Source organism: Mycolicibacterium parafortuitum (assembly GCF_002086815.1).
GTDB classification, from domain to species: domain Bacteria; phylum Actinomycetota; class Actinomycetes; order Mycobacteriales; family Mycobacteriaceae; genus Mycobacterium; species Mycobacterium parafortuitum.
The window spans coordinates 71,795-86,300 of record NZ_MVID01000011.1 but is presented as its reverse complement, the minus strand read 5'-3'; the positions used below and the strand labels follow the sequence as shown (position 1 = coordinate 86,300).

Sequence of the window (14,506 nt, the reverse complement as noted above, 5' to 3'; positions counted from 1 at the left end):
GCGTGTGAGGCCGCCACCGCGGGCGTTGCGGCGACTGTGGCGTTCAGGCTCCGCGACAGGACCGCCACGGTTCGTCGAACAGCGCCGCCGCGGCGTGCCCCACCCCGGAAGCGCCCAAATGACGCCGCATCGCCAGCCGTAACCCGACGGCCGTGGCCGCCTCGGCGAGCGCCCGGTAATCCTCAGCGATCCCGCGAAGCTCGGCCAGTTCGTGCGGCCGCGGAACGCGGTCCCCGACGCGATCCCGGTACAGCTGATCGAGGCACGTGGCCAGCGTCTCTGCCAGCGCCTCGACCGGACCGGCGGCCGAGGGCAGGAAGCGGGCCAGCGTTCGCGCATACCCCAGAGGGTCCGTGGACCGCTGCAGGATCTCGGCGACGGCGTCATCGAGAATCACCGGCCGCGCGTCCACCACCTCGGCGACGCCGTACTCGACCAGGGTGCAGACTTCAGGCCTGCCCGCATCCAGGTCGAGCGGCAGACCGCGGCGAGACGTCCGCCCCGCCGGGGCGAGCACGTCACGCCGCAGGCCGAGCTCGTCGGCCAGGTCAGACCCCCGCCGCACCGCCGCGAAGAACTCCGCGATGTGGGCCGAGCTGTAGCCCTTGCCCAGGAGTCGGCTGATCGCGTGCAGCTGCGACAGATGGTGGTCGTCGTACAGCGCGGTGCGCCCGGCCCGCCGCGGCGGATCGAGCAGACCCCGCTCCCGATACGCACGGATGTTCCTGGCGCTGACTCCGGACACGTGCGCAAGATCGTCGAGCCGGTACTCCGTCATCACACGGCTCCGCGTCCGCGTCGGGACGATCGGGCCACGCCGGGGTGCTGCATTCCGCCACTGTAGCGACCGCGAGCGAAGACACAGGTCACCCGCATCGGCAAGAAACCGTCGGGCAAATTGACGCCCTCATCAGCAACGATGCTTGATCTTGAGTCAATTTTTGCTCGCCCCGGAGCGGTTTCAGCCAACACCGCCGGCACTCAGCACGGCGGCCGGACGTCACGGTGTGTGAGGAAATCGATTGGCGCCGGGTACACCTCCTCGGCGACGATGGAAGAACCTGCCGGCCGTCGGCTGGACATTAAGACAAAGTCATGCGACAGAAGGTGCCCACACGTGCGTCCCTGGATTGTTTGGGCCACCGGGCTACTCGCCTACATCGTCGCCGTCTTCGACCGGACCACCCTCGGCGTCTCCGGGCTGGCCGCCGCGGAACGTTTCTCCGCCGGACCGACCGTGCTGTCGATGTTCGTCGTGCTGCAGGTGGTGGTCTACGCCTGCGCGCAGGTGCCCGCGGGCCTGCTACTCGACCGGTACGGATCGCGGGTGCTGATCGTGTCGGGAGCGACGCTGATGGCCTCGGGTCAGCTGGCGTTGGCGTTCACCGAATCCCTGCCCGCCGCGGTTGCGGCGCGCGCGGTGGTCGGCCTCGGCGACGCCGTCACCTTCATCTCGGTGCTGCGGCTGGTCCCCCACTGGTTCGCGCCGCGGCAGATCCCCGTCGTCACCCAGCTGACCGGCATCGTCGGGCAGCTCGGGCAGGTGCTGTCGGCCGTGCCGTTCCTCGCGATCCTGTCCGCCGCGGGCTGGTCGGTGGCCTACGCGTCGGCCGCGGCCTTCGGCGCGCTGTCGCTCGTGCTGATCCTGCTGATCGTGAAGAACACCCCGGACGGATCCGCGGCGACCGCCGAGGCGATGTCGGTTCGCGAAACCCTGACCAGCGTCAAGACGGTGTGGTTGCGGCCAGGAACGCGGCTGGGCTTCTTCACCCATATGGGCACCCAGTTCTCCATCACGATCTTCGCGCTGATGTGGGGCCTGCCCTATCTCACCGTGGCCCAGGGCCTGTCTGCAGGCGCGGCCGGAGCGTTGCTGAGCCTGTCGGTCGCCACCGCGATCGCATCCGGGATCCTGATCGGCGTCTTCACCGGGCGCTATCCACACCGTCGCTCCTGGATCGTGCTCGGCATCATCGGCAGCAATGCGCTGGTGTGGACGGTGGTACTGAGCCTGTCCGGCCCGGCGCCGCTGTGGCTGCTCGTGGTGCTCGTCGCCGTCATCTCGGTCGGCGGGCCCGGGTCGATGGTCGGCTTCGATTTCGCCAGGACGTTCAACACCCGCGCCACGCTGGGCACCGCGCAGGGCATGGTCAACATGGGCGGCTTCCTTGTGTCGCTGATCCTGATGCAGGCGATGGGCATGGTCATGGAGGCCCAGGGCGGCATCTCGTTCGACTCGTTCCGGCAGGCGTGGACACTGCAGTACGCGGTGTGGGCGCTGGCAGTCCTCGGCATCCTCGTCACCCGGCGGAAAGCCCGCAGACAGCTGGAGAAGGACGACAGGTTCCTGCTGGAGGACATCAAGACCTGACTCCGCGCGACCGCGATAAGGTCGTGCGCATGCATGCGGTCGGGGTGGTGTTGGCCGCAGGTCTGGGCACCCGGGTGGGCGCCGACGGCAACAAGGCCTATCTGCCGCTGGCCGGACGCAGCATGGTGACCTGGTCGCTGGACACGCTGGCCCGGATACCCGACGTGACCCGCACGATCCTGGTGTTCCGCCGCGGCGAGCATGACCTCGCCTGCGACACCGTGCGCCGCGAACTCGGCGATGTACCGGTCGAATTCGTCGAGGGCGGCGACACCCGGCATGCGTCGGAGACCAATCTGTTGCGGTACCTGTCCGACGACATCGAGTCCGGCGCGGTCGACGTGGTGGCCATCCATGACGCCGCCCGCCCGCTGGCCGCGCCCGCGATGTTCACCGAAGCCATCACGCTGGCCCGCCGGTACGGCGGCGCGCTGCCCGCGCTGCCAGCCGCGAACCTCGCCGGTGCGGGCGACGACGGCCTGTCCCCGGTCCCCGAACCGGCCGCGCTGGTCCGGGTGCAGACCCCGCAGGCGTTCCGCGCCCGCGACCTGTTGACTGCCTACCGCGGCGCCGAACGCGACGGCTTCGAGGGCACCGACACCTCGTCATGCATCGAGCGGTACACCGCGGTGCAGGTGCGGACGTTCGCCGGGCACGCGACCAACTTCAAGGTCACCTATGCGCGTGACGTCGCCGTCGCCGAACGGCTGCTCAGCGACCGGGAGCCGCTCACCCGCTCGCGATGACAGCGGCGAGATAGTCTGCGTCGTCGGGCAATTCGAATCTCGATGTGGTGGTGTCACCGTCGACCACCGTCACCGCCGACCCCGAGGTCAGCACCGCGCCGAGTTCGTCGAAATCGTCTGCGCCCGCGGTGTCGAGCAGTCGCGCCAGCACCGCGGCGTCGAACCCGCGCGGGTACTGGACCGTCCGCAGCGCGGACCGGTCCAGGGTCGCGGCGACCGCCCCCGAGGTGTCCACGTCCTTGATGCTGTCGGTGACCGCGCACGCCGGCAGCACGGCGCCGGCGCCGTCCCGCAGCGCGGCGGTGACGCGCCCCAGGGTGTCCGCGGAGATCAGCGGCCAGGCGATGTCGTGCAGCAGCACCGATCCGTCGCCGATGTCCTGCAGTCCGGCGGCGATGCATTGCCCGCGCCGCCCCGGTGAAGCGGCGGTCACGACGCGCACCGCCGGAATGCCCGCCAATGCTTCTGCCGCCTTCGGTGCGAGCGGCTCAACCACCGCCACCACGACATCGGCCACCGACGCGAGGGTGTGCACGATCCGCGCGAGTACCGACTGTCCGGCGATCGGCGCGAACACCGCATCGGGCCGCCGTTGCAGCTCGACCGGGACAGGGACCAGCGCCGTTAACGTCACGGCGTCCGAGGATATCTGCGCTAGACCGGGTCGAACGATGCGATCAGCCAGTTGCCGTCGACCTTCGTCAGCCCCACCTTGACGCTGCTCGCGGCGAACGCGCCGTCGGGGTTCTCCTTGCTCGTGGTGGTCTGGTTGATGAACACCAGCACCTCAGCACTGTCGGCGCTGATCTGCGAGACCCCGGACCCGACCACCGACGCGGCGGTCTTGACCGACTTCTCCTTCGCCGCGGGCGCCACGATCTGTTCGGTGAACTGGGTGTAGTACGACAGGAAGTCCCCGGTCAGTTTCGACTTCGCGTTGGCGAAGTCCTGGTCGAGCGACTCCGGCGAGTACGACAGCAGCGCGATGGTGCCGGTCTTGGCCGCTTCGAGCGCGACCTGCGCGGCGGCCGGATCGGTTTCCTTGTCCGGCCGGTACTCGTTGTAGTACAGCCAGGCAGCAAGCCCGGCGGATCCACCGAGCATCAGCAGCGCGACCACGACGGACGCGACGAGCACGCGCGCGCTGCGTCGCGCAGGCTTCGTGTCCGGCGCGTCGTCGGACGTCTCGACCGCTTCGGATTCGGTGACTTCGGCGGCCTCGGATACCGCTTCCGTGGCCTCGTCACCATCGCCGGTGGTGTCCTCGACAGTGGTGGGCTCTTTGTCGCTCACGGCACGAACTCGACTTTCGACATCTTGATCTGGTCGTCCTCACGCACCAGGCTCACTCGGAGCCGCCAGGTTCGCGGTTCCTGGTTGGCCCCGGCGGTGTTGGTGACCCGCGATGACGCCGCGACGAGTACTTCGGCGGTGTCGTCGGTCATCGACTCCACGGCGGTCGAGTTCACCGTGACCTCGGTGACGACCTTGGAGTCCTGGGCGACCTTCACGAAGTCGGCCGCCTGGGCCTCGAAGTCGTCCTTGAACTGGCCGGTCGAGTTGTCGATGATGCGCTGGACGTCCCCTTCGGCGTTGTTGAAGTCCAGTGACATCAACGTCACGACGCTCTGCCGGGCCGCCGCGGCGTACTCGGCGTTCTGCTGGTGGAGCGCCTCCGCGTCGCGGTGCTCCAGCCGCATGTAGCCGCTGACGGCCAGCAGTGCGGCGGTGCCCAGCACGGCGATCGCGAGGATCACCGCCACCGCGACCGACTGCCACCGCGGTCGCGGCAGGCGCCGCTTACCCTTGCCGGGCTCGGCTTCCGTGCCTTCGGGGGCTTCGGTGCCTTCGGGGGCTTCGGTGGTCGCCTCTGCCTCGTCGATGTCGACGGTCTCACCGTCGGCTACCTCGTCGGCGTCCTGGGTGTCCGCGGCGGCGCCTTGGATGTCCTCGGTGGCGGCAGTCTCCTGCGCGTCGATCGGCTTACCGTCGGCGTCGAGCGCCTGGCGGCGCAAACGTGCCGCGCGGGCGCGCGCCCGGGCAGCCGCGGCCATCGCTTCGGCCTCCGCAGCTTCGGCTTCGGCCTCCTCGGCCAATGCCCGGATCTGGTCGGCGTCGCCCGCCTGCTCAGGTTCCACGGTCGACTCTTCGCCGCGATCGGCGTCGATCACCGTGTCACGTCGCCTGAATGACGGCACACCGACCTCCTTGTCTGCTGGTCATCGCGGAAAACCACTATGAGAATGCCATTCTTCATTTTTGAGTATCGCATTAACGATACCTCCGGTCCGCAGGTCCGGACAAAAGGCCGGCCTGCGAAAACACTGCCCGTACGCTGTGCGGGCGCTCAGCGCGGGCTGGCCTCCAGACGGTCCTTCATCACCTTGCCGGTGGCGTTCAACGGCAACTCGTCGAGGAACTCTACATACCGCGGAACCTTGAAACCCGCCATTCGGTCTCGGCACCAGGCGATCAGACCGTCCTTGTCCAGCCCGGCAGCGGGTCCGTCCGACCCCACCTTCGGCACGACGAACGCCTTGCCCACCTGACCCAGCCGCTCGTCGGGCACTCCGATCACGGCGGCCTGCGCCACGTCGGGATGCTCAAGCAGGAAACCCTCGATCTCGGCCGGGTAGGCGTTGAAGCCGCCGACGATGAACATGTCCTTCTTGCGACCGACGATGCGGAGTCGCCCGGCGTCGTCGACGGTGCCGAGGTCGCCGGTGTGCAACCAGCCCTCGCCGTCGATGGCCTCCGCGGTGGCCGCAGGGTCGTCCAGATAGCCCTGCATCACGGTGTAGCCGCGCACCAGCACCTCGCCGTCCTCGGCGATGCGCATCTCGACACCGTCGCACGCGACGCCCGCGGTGGTCGCGATGTCCTCGAATGAATCCCCCGGGCGCGACAGCGTCACCGTCCCGGCCTCGGTCAGCCCGTAACCCGTCGCGAGCGTCCGGAACGGAAGCTCCTCGTGTACCCGCCGGATCAACTCGACGGGGATGTCGGCGGCCCCGGTGACCCCGGCGCGCAACGTCGACAACATGGACTTGTCCGGCACGGACAGCAACGAGTGATAGAGCGTGGGCGGCCCGGGCAGCATTGTGATGCGCTCGGCGGCAATGAGTTCCACCACCCGGTCGACGTCGAACACCGGAACCGGCAGCATCGTGGCGCCCCGGATGAACGACGCGATCAGCCCGGCCTTGTAGCCGAAGGTGTGGAAGTACGGGTTGACCATCAGATAGCGGTCGCCCTCGCGCAGATCGGCGAGGTCGCACCACTCCTGGTAGAGACGCAGGTTCTGGCGGTGGTTCATCATCACACCCTTGGGCCGCCCGGTGGTGCCGGAGGTGAAGATGATGTCGGAGATGTCGTCACCGTCGACGGGTCTGCTGAAAGGCCTTCCGCTGGAGAGGAAGTCGGATTTCAGATCGATGACGGGCGGTCGCCGCCCAGACCACGAAGAAGGCAACGTGTAGTCGACCCCGAGGAAACCCTGCTGCACCAGAACAGCCTTCGCGCCGCTGCGGCTGATGATGTCGGCCGCCTCGTCGGCCTTGAACCGGGTGTTGACGGGGACGAGCACGCCACCGGCGGTCAGCAGCCCGAACGCGGCGATGATCCACTCGGCGCTGTTGGGGGCCCAGATCGCGGCCCGGTCCCCCTTCTCGATACCGAGATCAGCGAACGCTCCTGCGGCGCAACTGATCCGCTCGCCCACTTCGGCGAAGGACAAGCGCAGCGGACCGTCGACGACCGCTTCCGCGTCGCCGAACCGGTCCGCTGCGCTGGCGACCAACTCAGGGAGGGTCGACCAGCGTTCGATTGCGTTGCTTCTCATCGGGCGCGGGGCGCCCTTGATCGTCGCAACGCGCGGCCCTGGTACATCACGTCGTGACGAGACGTCCCAAGTTTCCACCCATGATCTTGGCCTGGTCCTCGACCGAGAGGTGCTCGAGCGCGGTGACGTAGTGCGTCGGTTCCGCGAGGCCCTCCGGGTGCGGCCAGTCCGAGCCGTAGAGCACCTGGTCCACACCGATCAGGTTGATCAGGTCGTCGATGCCCTCCTCGTAGAACGGGCTGACGTAGATGCGGTTCTTGATCTCCTCGATCGGGTTGCCCAAGAACGCCTCCGGAGCCTTCTTGTACACCTCGGCCATCGAATCCAGCAGCGGGAACATCCACTTCGAGCCGGCCTCGACGATGCCGACCTTGAGCTTCGGGTGCCGGAACAGCGCACCGTGGATCACCCACGACGCCACCGCGTCCTGGATCGGACGCCATTCGTTGAGGATCGACATCGCATTGGTCTGAAAGGGCAGCATCTCCTGCGCCTTGCCGTCCCACTCCGAGGTGTAGCGCGAGTAGCCGCTGTCGGAGGAGTGCATACCGACGAAGATGTCGTGGTGGACGACCCGCTCCCAGAACGGGTCGAACTCGGGCAGCGCGAACGAGCGCGGACCGCGGAAACCGGGCACCGGAGCCGGCCGGATCAGGATCGCGCGGGCACCGCGCTTGACGCACCACTCAAGCTCCTCGATCGCCTTCTCGACGATCGGCAGCGTGATGACCGGGGTGGTGAAGATGCGGTTCTGGTAGTTGAAGCCCCACACCTCGTCCAGCCACTGGTTCAGCGAGTGGATGATCACGTGGATGGCGACCGGATCGTCGGAGAGCCGCTCCTCGATCAGGCTGGCCAGCGTCGGGAACATCAGGCTGCGGTCGACGCCGAGCTCGTCCATCACCTTGATGCGCGGCTCGGGCTCGAAGAACGCCGGGATGGCCTTCATCGGCTCACCGAACAGTTCGCGCTTGCTCTTACCGTCCGGGTTGCCGTACTTGAAGTACTCCTCCCAGGCACCCGGCTTGGCGACCACCGAGAACGTCGGGTTCGGAATGTAGTTGCTGATCTGGCCGTTCAGCGCGATCTTGGTGCGCCCGTTGATCTCGACGTACTGGACGATGTCCTTGTACTCCTTGGGCAGGTACTTGGTCATCGCCTCTGGCGGCTCATAGAGGTGGTTGTCCGCATCGAACAGCGGGAACGGGATCTCAACCCGGTGCGACAGTTGTCCCATGAAAGACTCCTTTTCCTATCGCGAGAATCGTATTCTCATTTTTGTTGGGCCGCAACGTCCCGTTGCGCGCTTTCGGCCACTTGTTGCCGGATCACGTACTTCTGCACCTTGCCGCTGGCGGTCCGCGGGAAGTCCTCTCCGGTCGGCACGCGGTGCAACTCCTCAGGCCACTTCTGGGTGGCGACACCGACGCTTCTGAAGTGGGCGCGCACGTCGTCGAGCGTCGGCATCTCGCGCCCGTCGCGGATCCGCAGCACCGCCGCGGTGCGCTCCCCCAACCGTGCGTCGGGCGCCGCGACGACGACGGCCTCGGCGACCGCGGGCATCGCCAACAGCACCTCCTCGACCTCCAGGGCGCTGATGTTCTCGCCGCCGCGGATGATCACGTCGGCCTTGCGGTCGGTGATCGTCAGGTAGCCGTCCTCGTCGAGCACGCCGATGTCGCCGGTGCGGTACCAGCCGTCGTCGTCGAACGCCCGCGCGGTGAGCTCGTCGTCGATGTAGCCCAGGCACAGATCCGGTCCGCGGCTATAGATCTCGCCGTCAGGACCGAGTTTGATCTCGACACCGGGACGCGCGTCACCGTCGGTGAACAACCGCTTGTCCTCTGGCGCGTCGGGCCGCGAGCCGGTGATCGACGGATGCTCGGTACTGCCGTAGGACCGGAACACGAACATGCCGAGGTCGGTCAACCTACGGGTGACCGCCGCCGGCACCGTGGATCCGCCCAGCCCGACGGTCTTGAAGTGGCTCAGGTGTTCGGGCCTGCAGTCGGGATGGTCGAGCAGGCTGGTCACGAAGTACGGCGGCCCACCGCCGACCGACACCCCGTCGCGCTCGATGAGCGCCAGCACGCGCCCGGGATCCCACACATCGCACAGATCGATCGGCGCACCCTCGAGCACCGGGATCAGGAATGCCCCGAGCATTCCGATGAAGTGCCCCACCGGGGTCGCGGTCAGTTGCCGACCGCGGTCCGGCGGGTAGTTCTCCAGCAGTTGGCGGGTCTCGAAGCTCAGTGTCTGGTGGCTGTGGATAACACCCTTCGGATCCCGGGTGGTGCCCGAGGTGAACGCGATCAGCGCCGGTGCGGCGGGGTCGGCGGCGACCGTGCCCTGCATCGGTTCGACCGCGAGCAGATCCTCGAACGCGTGCACGTGACCCGAGGACTCGTGTTCTCCGCCGACCAGGGCGACGATCGGCACCTCGGCGCACAGGTCGGGCTGATAGCGCAGCCGTCCGAACTCCTCGGTGGTCACGAACACCCGCGGTGTCGCGGTCGCCAGAATGTGCGCGAGTTCCTTGCGGCCGTAGAAGTGCACGATCGGCACCACGACGGCACCGAGGAACGCCGAGGCCCAGAACGTCACCGCCGCCTCCCGCCAGTTCGGCAGCTGCAGGGCGACGACGTCACCGGCCCCGACGCCGCGCTCCCGCAGGCCGGCGGCCAACCGCCGCGCGTCGTGCTCGACCGCGCCGAAGGTGCCCGAATACGGTCGCACGGCCGAGTGCACGTAGAAGCCGGCGTCCGGACTCTTCTTGAGCCCATCGGCCAACATGTCCCCAAGGGTCTCGCGGGTCCAATAGCCCTCGCGCTCGTATCGTTCGATGAGCTCTGCAGGGATCCTTCGCATGGCGCGGAGCCACCTTCCCGTCGGCAAGGAGATGCGAGGCGATGCTATTCTCCGCCTGCGAGAATGCCAATACCGTAGAGGGAGAATGCCCGGATGGTCGAGCTGGAGATCGACGACGGCCTGGCGATCATCACGATCGACCGGCCGCACGCACGCAACGCGATCTCACTCGAGACGATGGACCAACTCGACGAGGCTCTCGACGGCGCCCGGGGAGCGTCGGCGCTGGCGTTGACCGGTGCGGGCGACAAGGCGTTCGTCTCCGGCGGCGACCTCAAGGAACTGAGCGCCCTGCGCACCGTCGAACAGGCGGGTGCGATGTCGTTCCGGATGCGCTCGATCTGTGACCGCATCGCCGGGTTCCCAGGCCCGACGGTGGCCGCGCTCAACGGCCACGCCCTGGGCGGCGGGGCCGAATTCGCGGTGTCCGCCGACATCCGGCTGGCCGCCGACGACATCAAGATCGGCTTCAACCAGGTGGCGCTGGAGATCATGCCCGCGTGGGGCGGGGCCGAGCGCCTGGTGGAACTCGTCGGCTACAGCAGGGCGCTGCTGCTGGCCGGCACCGGACGGATCCTGGCGGCCACCGACGCGGAGCACATCGGGCTGATCGACCAGGTGATTCCGCGGGCCAGTTTCGACGAGCAGTGGCGCCTGACCGCCCGGTTGCTGGCCAAGCGCCCGGCGGGTCAGGTCAAGCGAGTGATGCGCGGAGCGTCCACGACGGAAGCGGTCGCCGCGTTCGCGCAACTGTGGGTGGCCGACGAACACTGGGCGGCCGCCGACAAGGTGATGAACAAGGGCAAGTGACGCCCGGTCAGACGGATAGCTCCCGGATCGGGTCCGTGCCGTCCCACGACGCCGCCGCGTCGCGCAGGAACGTCGCCATCCCCGCGGTGGCGTCGGTCAGCTCCATGATCTCGATGACGGACGCCGGGCCACCGGACGGTTCCAGGTACGCGAACCGCGTGCCGACATCCTCACCACCCGACCACACCACCGGCCATCCGGTCTCGGCCATACCGGTCATGGTGGATTCGAAATCCTCTGTCCAATAGGCCAACTGATGAAACCCAGGGCCGCGGGCGGCGAGGAACTCGGTGAACACGCTCGGGGTGTCATCGTGCTGGCAGATGACCTCGACCTGCATGTCCCCGCTGTTGGCCAGCGCCAGTGACAGCGTGATCTCGCACGGCCGGCCGCGATAGGTCACTCGCTGCCCGAGATTGCGGATCACGAACCACGGCCCGACACCCAGGGCCACCCAGCTGTCCAGCGCGCGATCCAAATCGGTGACGACGTAGCCGATCTGACGAATGACCCCGGGAGGCTTCACGCCGGCACGGTAACAGGCGATCGGGCGCCGGATACGGGAGTTCCCCGATGTTGTTCTCTCTGGACGAGAACGCCATTTCCGATTATGGTCAATCCGTGTCTAGCACGCAGCGGGCGTTGGCGCCCGAAATCTCCACCTGGCCGAACTCAGATCCGCAGCTCATCGGCAGCACCTGCGCCGGCTGCGGTGCCACCACCTTCCCGGTGCAGCAGCGCTGCCCGAAGTGCAGTGGCGGCGAGATGTCCGACGTGCTGCTCCCCCGGCGCGGCACGCTGGTCGCCTGGACGACGCAGGGCTTCCCGCCCGGTGCGCCGTACAAGGGCCCGACCGGAAAGGATTTCGTACCGTTCGGGGTCGGCCTCGTCCAACTGGACGACACCATCCGCGTCGAGGGCCGCCTCACCGAGAACGACCCGGCCAAGCTGGAATTCGGCCAGTCGGTCGAGCTGACCATGATCCCGTTCACCAAGGACGAGGACGGGACCGAGGTCGTCACCTTCGCCTTCCAGCCCGTCGAGAACTGAGGAGCCGAACATGACGAGTTCAGCCAACGACGTCGCGATCATCGGCGTCGGACTGCATCCGTTCGGCCGGTTCGACAAGACGGCGATGGAGATGGGCGCCGAGGCCATCCAGTTCGCGCTGACCGATGCCGGCCTGGACTGGAAGGACATCCAGTTCGGTTTCGGCGGCAGCTACGAGGTGTCCAACCCTGACGCGGTGACCCGACTGGTCGGCCTGACGGGCATCACGTTCACCAACGTGTTCAACGCGTGCGCCACCGCGGCCTCGGCGATCCAGCAGACCGCCGACACGATCCGCCTGGGCAAGTACGACATCGGGATCGCGATCGGACTGGACAAGCACCCCCGGGGCGCGTTCACCGACGACCCGGCCAAACTCGCGCTGCCACAGTGGTACGCGGAGAACGGCCAGTTCGTCACCACCAAGTTCTTCGGCATGAAGGCCAACCACTACATCCACAAGCACAACATCTCCGAGGAGACGTTGGCGCGGGTGGCCAACAAGAACTTCCGCAACGGCGAGAAGAACCCGAATGCGTTCCGCCGCAAGGAGATCTCCGTCGAGGAGATCATGGCGTCGCCGGTGCTGAACTACCCGCTGCGGCAGTACATGTTCTGCGCACCCGACGAAGGCGCCGCGGCGGTCATCATGTGCCGCGCCGACATCGCCCACAGGTACACCGACAAGCCGGTGTACGTGCGGGCCAGCGAGATCCGCACCCGCACCTACGGCGCCTACGAGGTGCACGCGACGTCGGCGCCGCTGGACGAGGACCCGTCCCCGACCGTCTACGCGGCCAAGGCGGCATACGAGGCAGCGGGCATCGGCCCCGAGGACGTCGACATCGCCCAGCTGCAGGACACCGACGCCGGCGCCGAAGTCATCCACATGGCCGAGACCGGTCTGTGTGCCGACGGCGAGCAGGAGAAGCTGCTGGCCGACGGGGCCACCGAGATCGGCGGCAGCATCCCGGTCAACACCGACGGTGGGTTGATCGCCAACGGTGAGCCGATCGGCGCGTCCGGGCTGCGTCAGGTCCACGAGCTGGTGCGGCAGCTGCGCGGCGAAGCCGGCGAGCGCCAGGTACCCGGGGCGCCGCGCGTCGGGTTGGCGCAGGTCTACGGCGCACCGGGCACCGCATCGGCGACGATCCTGTCGCTCTGACAGATCCGCGCCACCCCTTCAGGTTCGGTTGCCGATCGGCTACTCTCGGGAGAAGTAGCCGGTCGGCTACTTTTCTGTGAGGGGGCAGCGGATGCAGATTCTCGCCGAAGCCGAAGATCTGCCGCGGACGGCCAACATCAAGACCCAACTGATCGCGCTGTGGACGGCGCCGGTCTTCGGCGTCGTGCTGCTGATCGCGTTCGTGGCGTTTCCCGGCTTCCTGCCGCCGATGTCACCCCAGATGTCCGCCGACGAAGTCGCCGGCTTCTATGCCGACAACACCGCGATGATCCGGTTCAGCATGATCACCTACAACCTGTGCGCGATCATGCTGCTGCCGTTCTTCATGGTGATCGTCGTCCAGATGAAGCGGATGGCGACGCAGAGCCACGCGCTGGCGTACTGCTACCTGACCGCCGCGGTCAGCGGCGCCACCCTGTTCGCACTCGCCGACATCTTCTATCTCGTCGCGGCGTTCCGCCCCGACCGCAACCCCGAACTGCTGCTTCTGCTCAACGATCTGGCGTGGATCACGCTGGTCGCACCGGTGGGCATGCTCGTCGCACAGAATCTCCTGCTGGGGCTGGCCGTATATCTCGACACCGGGTCCAACCCCGTATTCCCGCGCTGGGTAGGGCATTTCGCGGTTCTCACCGGGATCGCGATGGCACCGGCGGCAGCGGCCGCGGTGTTCCGCACGGGCCCGCTCGCCTGGGACGGTGAGATCTCGTTCTGGCTGCGCTTTGTCGCGTTCGCGGTGTTCGTCGCGGTGATGTTCGTCGTGCTGCGCACCACGCTTCACCGGCAGGCGGTGCAGGAACAGGTGGCTCGATGAGCACGGTCGCCTCACCGCAGCCCGGTGCGCCGCCTGCCGCTGCGGGACCGGCGGTGGCGAGCAAACGCGACATCTGGATCGTGTTCTCGATCGTGCCGGCGTTCTACACCGCGTTCGGCGTGATCTTCTTCGCGCTCGCCAGGACCATGCCCCCGCCCCGGCCCGATGTCACGACCGCCCAGAAGGTGGAGTTCTTCGCCGCGCACAACCTGACGATCCAGATCGGGTTCGGCATCCTGATCCTGATCGTGGGCGGCGCGGGCGTGGCCAACGGGATCGTCGTCTATCACATGAAGCGCATGACGTCGGGTTCGGTGATGGCCTATGTGTACATGGGCGGGATGGCCGTCGGCGCGCTGCCGGGCTGTCTGCTGGTGGCGTTCTGCTTCCTGACCGCGACGTTCCGTCCGGACCGCGATCCCGAGGTGCTGGCGCTGCTGTACGACCTCGGTTGCCTGTCCTACGTCGGATCGCTGGGCTGTTTCACCGCTGCCTATTTCGGGCTCGCGATCGCGATCCTCTACGACCGCAACCAGATTTTCCCGAAGTGGTTGGCCTATGTGACGGTGTGGCAGATCGTCACCGAAGTCCTGGCGATCCCGGTCTTCGTGGCCCCCGCGGGCCCGTTCGCGTGGAACGGTTCGATGTCGTTCTGGACCGGGACGGCGATCTTCGGCTTCTGGCTGTGTTGCGTCATCGCGCTCCTGAAGAAGGCCAATCAGGAGCAACCGGCCGATCAGGCGCCGCTGCCGTGACCGAGACCGTGCAGACGCCGCCGAAGCCCGGCCACAAGGGCGCTCGCATCCACCTGCCCGGT

At 67.6% G+C, this 14,506-nt stretch carries 15 protein-coding genes; 7 read left to right on the top strand and 8 right to left on the bottom strand.

Translation table 11 applies throughout. The features are described 5' to 3' along the window. Positions 1 to 43 precede the first annotated feature (43 nt). Complete coding sequence (locus BST38_RS14200; protein ID WP_083143969.1) at positions 44 to 778, bottom strand: MerR family transcriptional regulator; 735 nt, start codon at positions 776 to 778, stop codon at positions 44 to 46. A gap of 339 nt (positions 779 to 1,117) precedes the next feature. Between BST38_RS14200 and BST38_RS14195 the strand changes: the two genes are divergently transcribed. Next, positions 1,118 to 2,371: an MFS transporter gene (locus tag BST38_RS14195; protein WP_083143968.1), complete on the top strand. Its 1,254-nt coding sequence runs from the start codon at positions 1,118 to 1,120 to the stop codon at positions 2,369 to 2,371. Between the two features lie 29 nt (positions 2,372 to 2,400). Beyond that, on the top strand, positions 2,401 to 3,117 hold the full coding sequence (locus BST38_RS14190) for an IspD/TarI family cytidylyltransferase (RefSeq protein WP_083143967.1): 717 nt from the start codon (positions 2,401 to 2,403) through the stop codon (positions 3,115 to 3,117). Here BST38_RS14190 and BST38_RS14185 read toward each other — a convergent pair. The 6 genes from BST38_RS14185 to BST38_RS14160 form a co-directional block, all read right to left on the bottom strand. After that, positions 3,101 to 3,751 (bottom strand): IspD/TarI family cytidylyltransferase, encoded by a 651-nt coding sequence (locus tag BST38_RS14185; protein ID WP_083143966.1) that lies wholly within the window; start codon positions 3,749 to 3,751, stop codon positions 3,101 to 3,103. The genes BST38_RS14190 and BST38_RS14185 overlap by 17 nt on opposite strands. 20 nt (positions 3,752 to 3,771) lie before the next feature. Further along, positions 3,772 to 4,410 carry a hypothetical protein gene (locus BST38_RS14180; RefSeq protein ID WP_083143965.1) on the bottom strand — a complete coding sequence of 213 codons (639 nt, stop codon included), beginning with the start codon at positions 4,408 to 4,410 and terminating at the stop codon, positions 3,772 to 3,774. Further along, positions 4,407 to 5,315: an Rv1363c family protein gene (locus tag BST38_RS14175; protein ID WP_083143964.1), complete on the bottom strand. Its 909-nt coding sequence runs from the start codon at positions 5,313 to 5,315 to the stop codon at positions 4,407 to 4,409. Before BST38_RS14175 ends, BST38_RS14180 begins: the two co-directional genes overlap by 4 nt. A 149-nt stretch (positions 5,316 to 5,464) precedes the next feature. Beyond that, positions 5,465 to 6,958 (bottom strand): FadD3 family acyl-CoA ligase, encoded by a 1,494-nt coding sequence (locus BST38_RS14170; protein ID WP_083143963.1) that lies wholly within the window; start codon positions 6,956 to 6,958, stop codon positions 5,465 to 5,467. Positions 6,959 to 7,004: 46 nt separating this feature from the next. Continuing rightward, positions 7,005 to 8,195: an amidohydrolase family protein gene (locus BST38_RS14165; RefSeq protein WP_083143962.1), complete on the bottom strand. Its 1,191-nt coding sequence runs from the start codon at positions 8,193 to 8,195 to the stop codon at positions 7,005 to 7,007. A gap of 35 nt (positions 8,196 to 8,230) precedes the next feature. After that, positions 8,231 to 9,829, bottom strand: a complete 1,599-nt coding sequence (locus BST38_RS14160) for an AMP-binding protein (protein ID WP_083143961.1) — start codon at positions 9,827 to 9,829, stop codon at positions 8,231 to 8,233. Positions 9,830 to 9,922: 93 nt separating this feature from the next. Between BST38_RS14160 and BST38_RS14155 the strand changes: the two genes are divergently transcribed. Then, entirely contained in the window at positions 9,923 to 10,639 is a 717-nt protein-coding gene (locus BST38_RS14155) for an enoyl-CoA hydratase/isomerase family protein (protein WP_083143960.1), read from the top strand. Positions 10,640 to 10,646: 7 nt separating this feature from the next. On the opposite strand, the gene BST38_RS14150 is transcribed toward BST38_RS14155, so the two are convergent. Further along, positions 10,647 to 11,165, bottom strand: coding sequence for a VOC family protein (locus BST38_RS14150; RefSeq protein WP_083143959.1), 519 nt, complete (start codon positions 11,163 to 11,165; stop codon positions 10,647 to 10,649). 95 nt (positions 11,166 to 11,260) lie between these two features. Here BST38_RS14150 and BST38_RS14145 point away from each other — a divergent pair, with 95 nt between their 5' ends. From BST38_RS14145 to BST38_RS14130, 4 genes are all read left to right on the top strand, one after another. Further along, complete coding sequence (locus tag BST38_RS14145) at positions 11,261 to 11,689, top strand: Zn-ribbon domain-containing OB-fold protein (RefSeq protein WP_435404624.1); 429 nt, start codon at positions 11,261 to 11,263, stop codon at positions 11,687 to 11,689. Positions 11,690 to 11,699: 10 nt separating this feature from the next. Next, on the top strand, positions 11,700 to 12,854 hold the full coding sequence (locus tag BST38_RS14140; RefSeq protein WP_083143957.1) for a thiolase family protein: 1,155 nt from the start codon (positions 11,700 to 11,702) through the stop codon (positions 12,852 to 12,854). 91 nt (positions 12,855 to 12,945) lie between these two features. Next, a complete protein-coding gene (locus tag BST38_RS14135) occupies positions 12,946 to 13,689 on the top strand; it encodes a hypothetical protein (protein WP_083143956.1) in 744 nt (247 codons plus the stop codon). Then, the gene (locus BST38_RS14130) at positions 13,686 to 14,444 is read left to right on the top strand and encodes a hypothetical protein (protein WP_237160801.1); all 759 of its coding nucleotides are present in this window, start codon (positions 13,686 to 13,688) and stop codon (positions 14,442 to 14,444) included. The genes BST38_RS14135 and BST38_RS14130 overlap by 4 nt, the downstream gene beginning before the upstream one ends. The last annotated feature ends 62 nt before the right edge of the window (positions 14,445 to 14,506 follow it).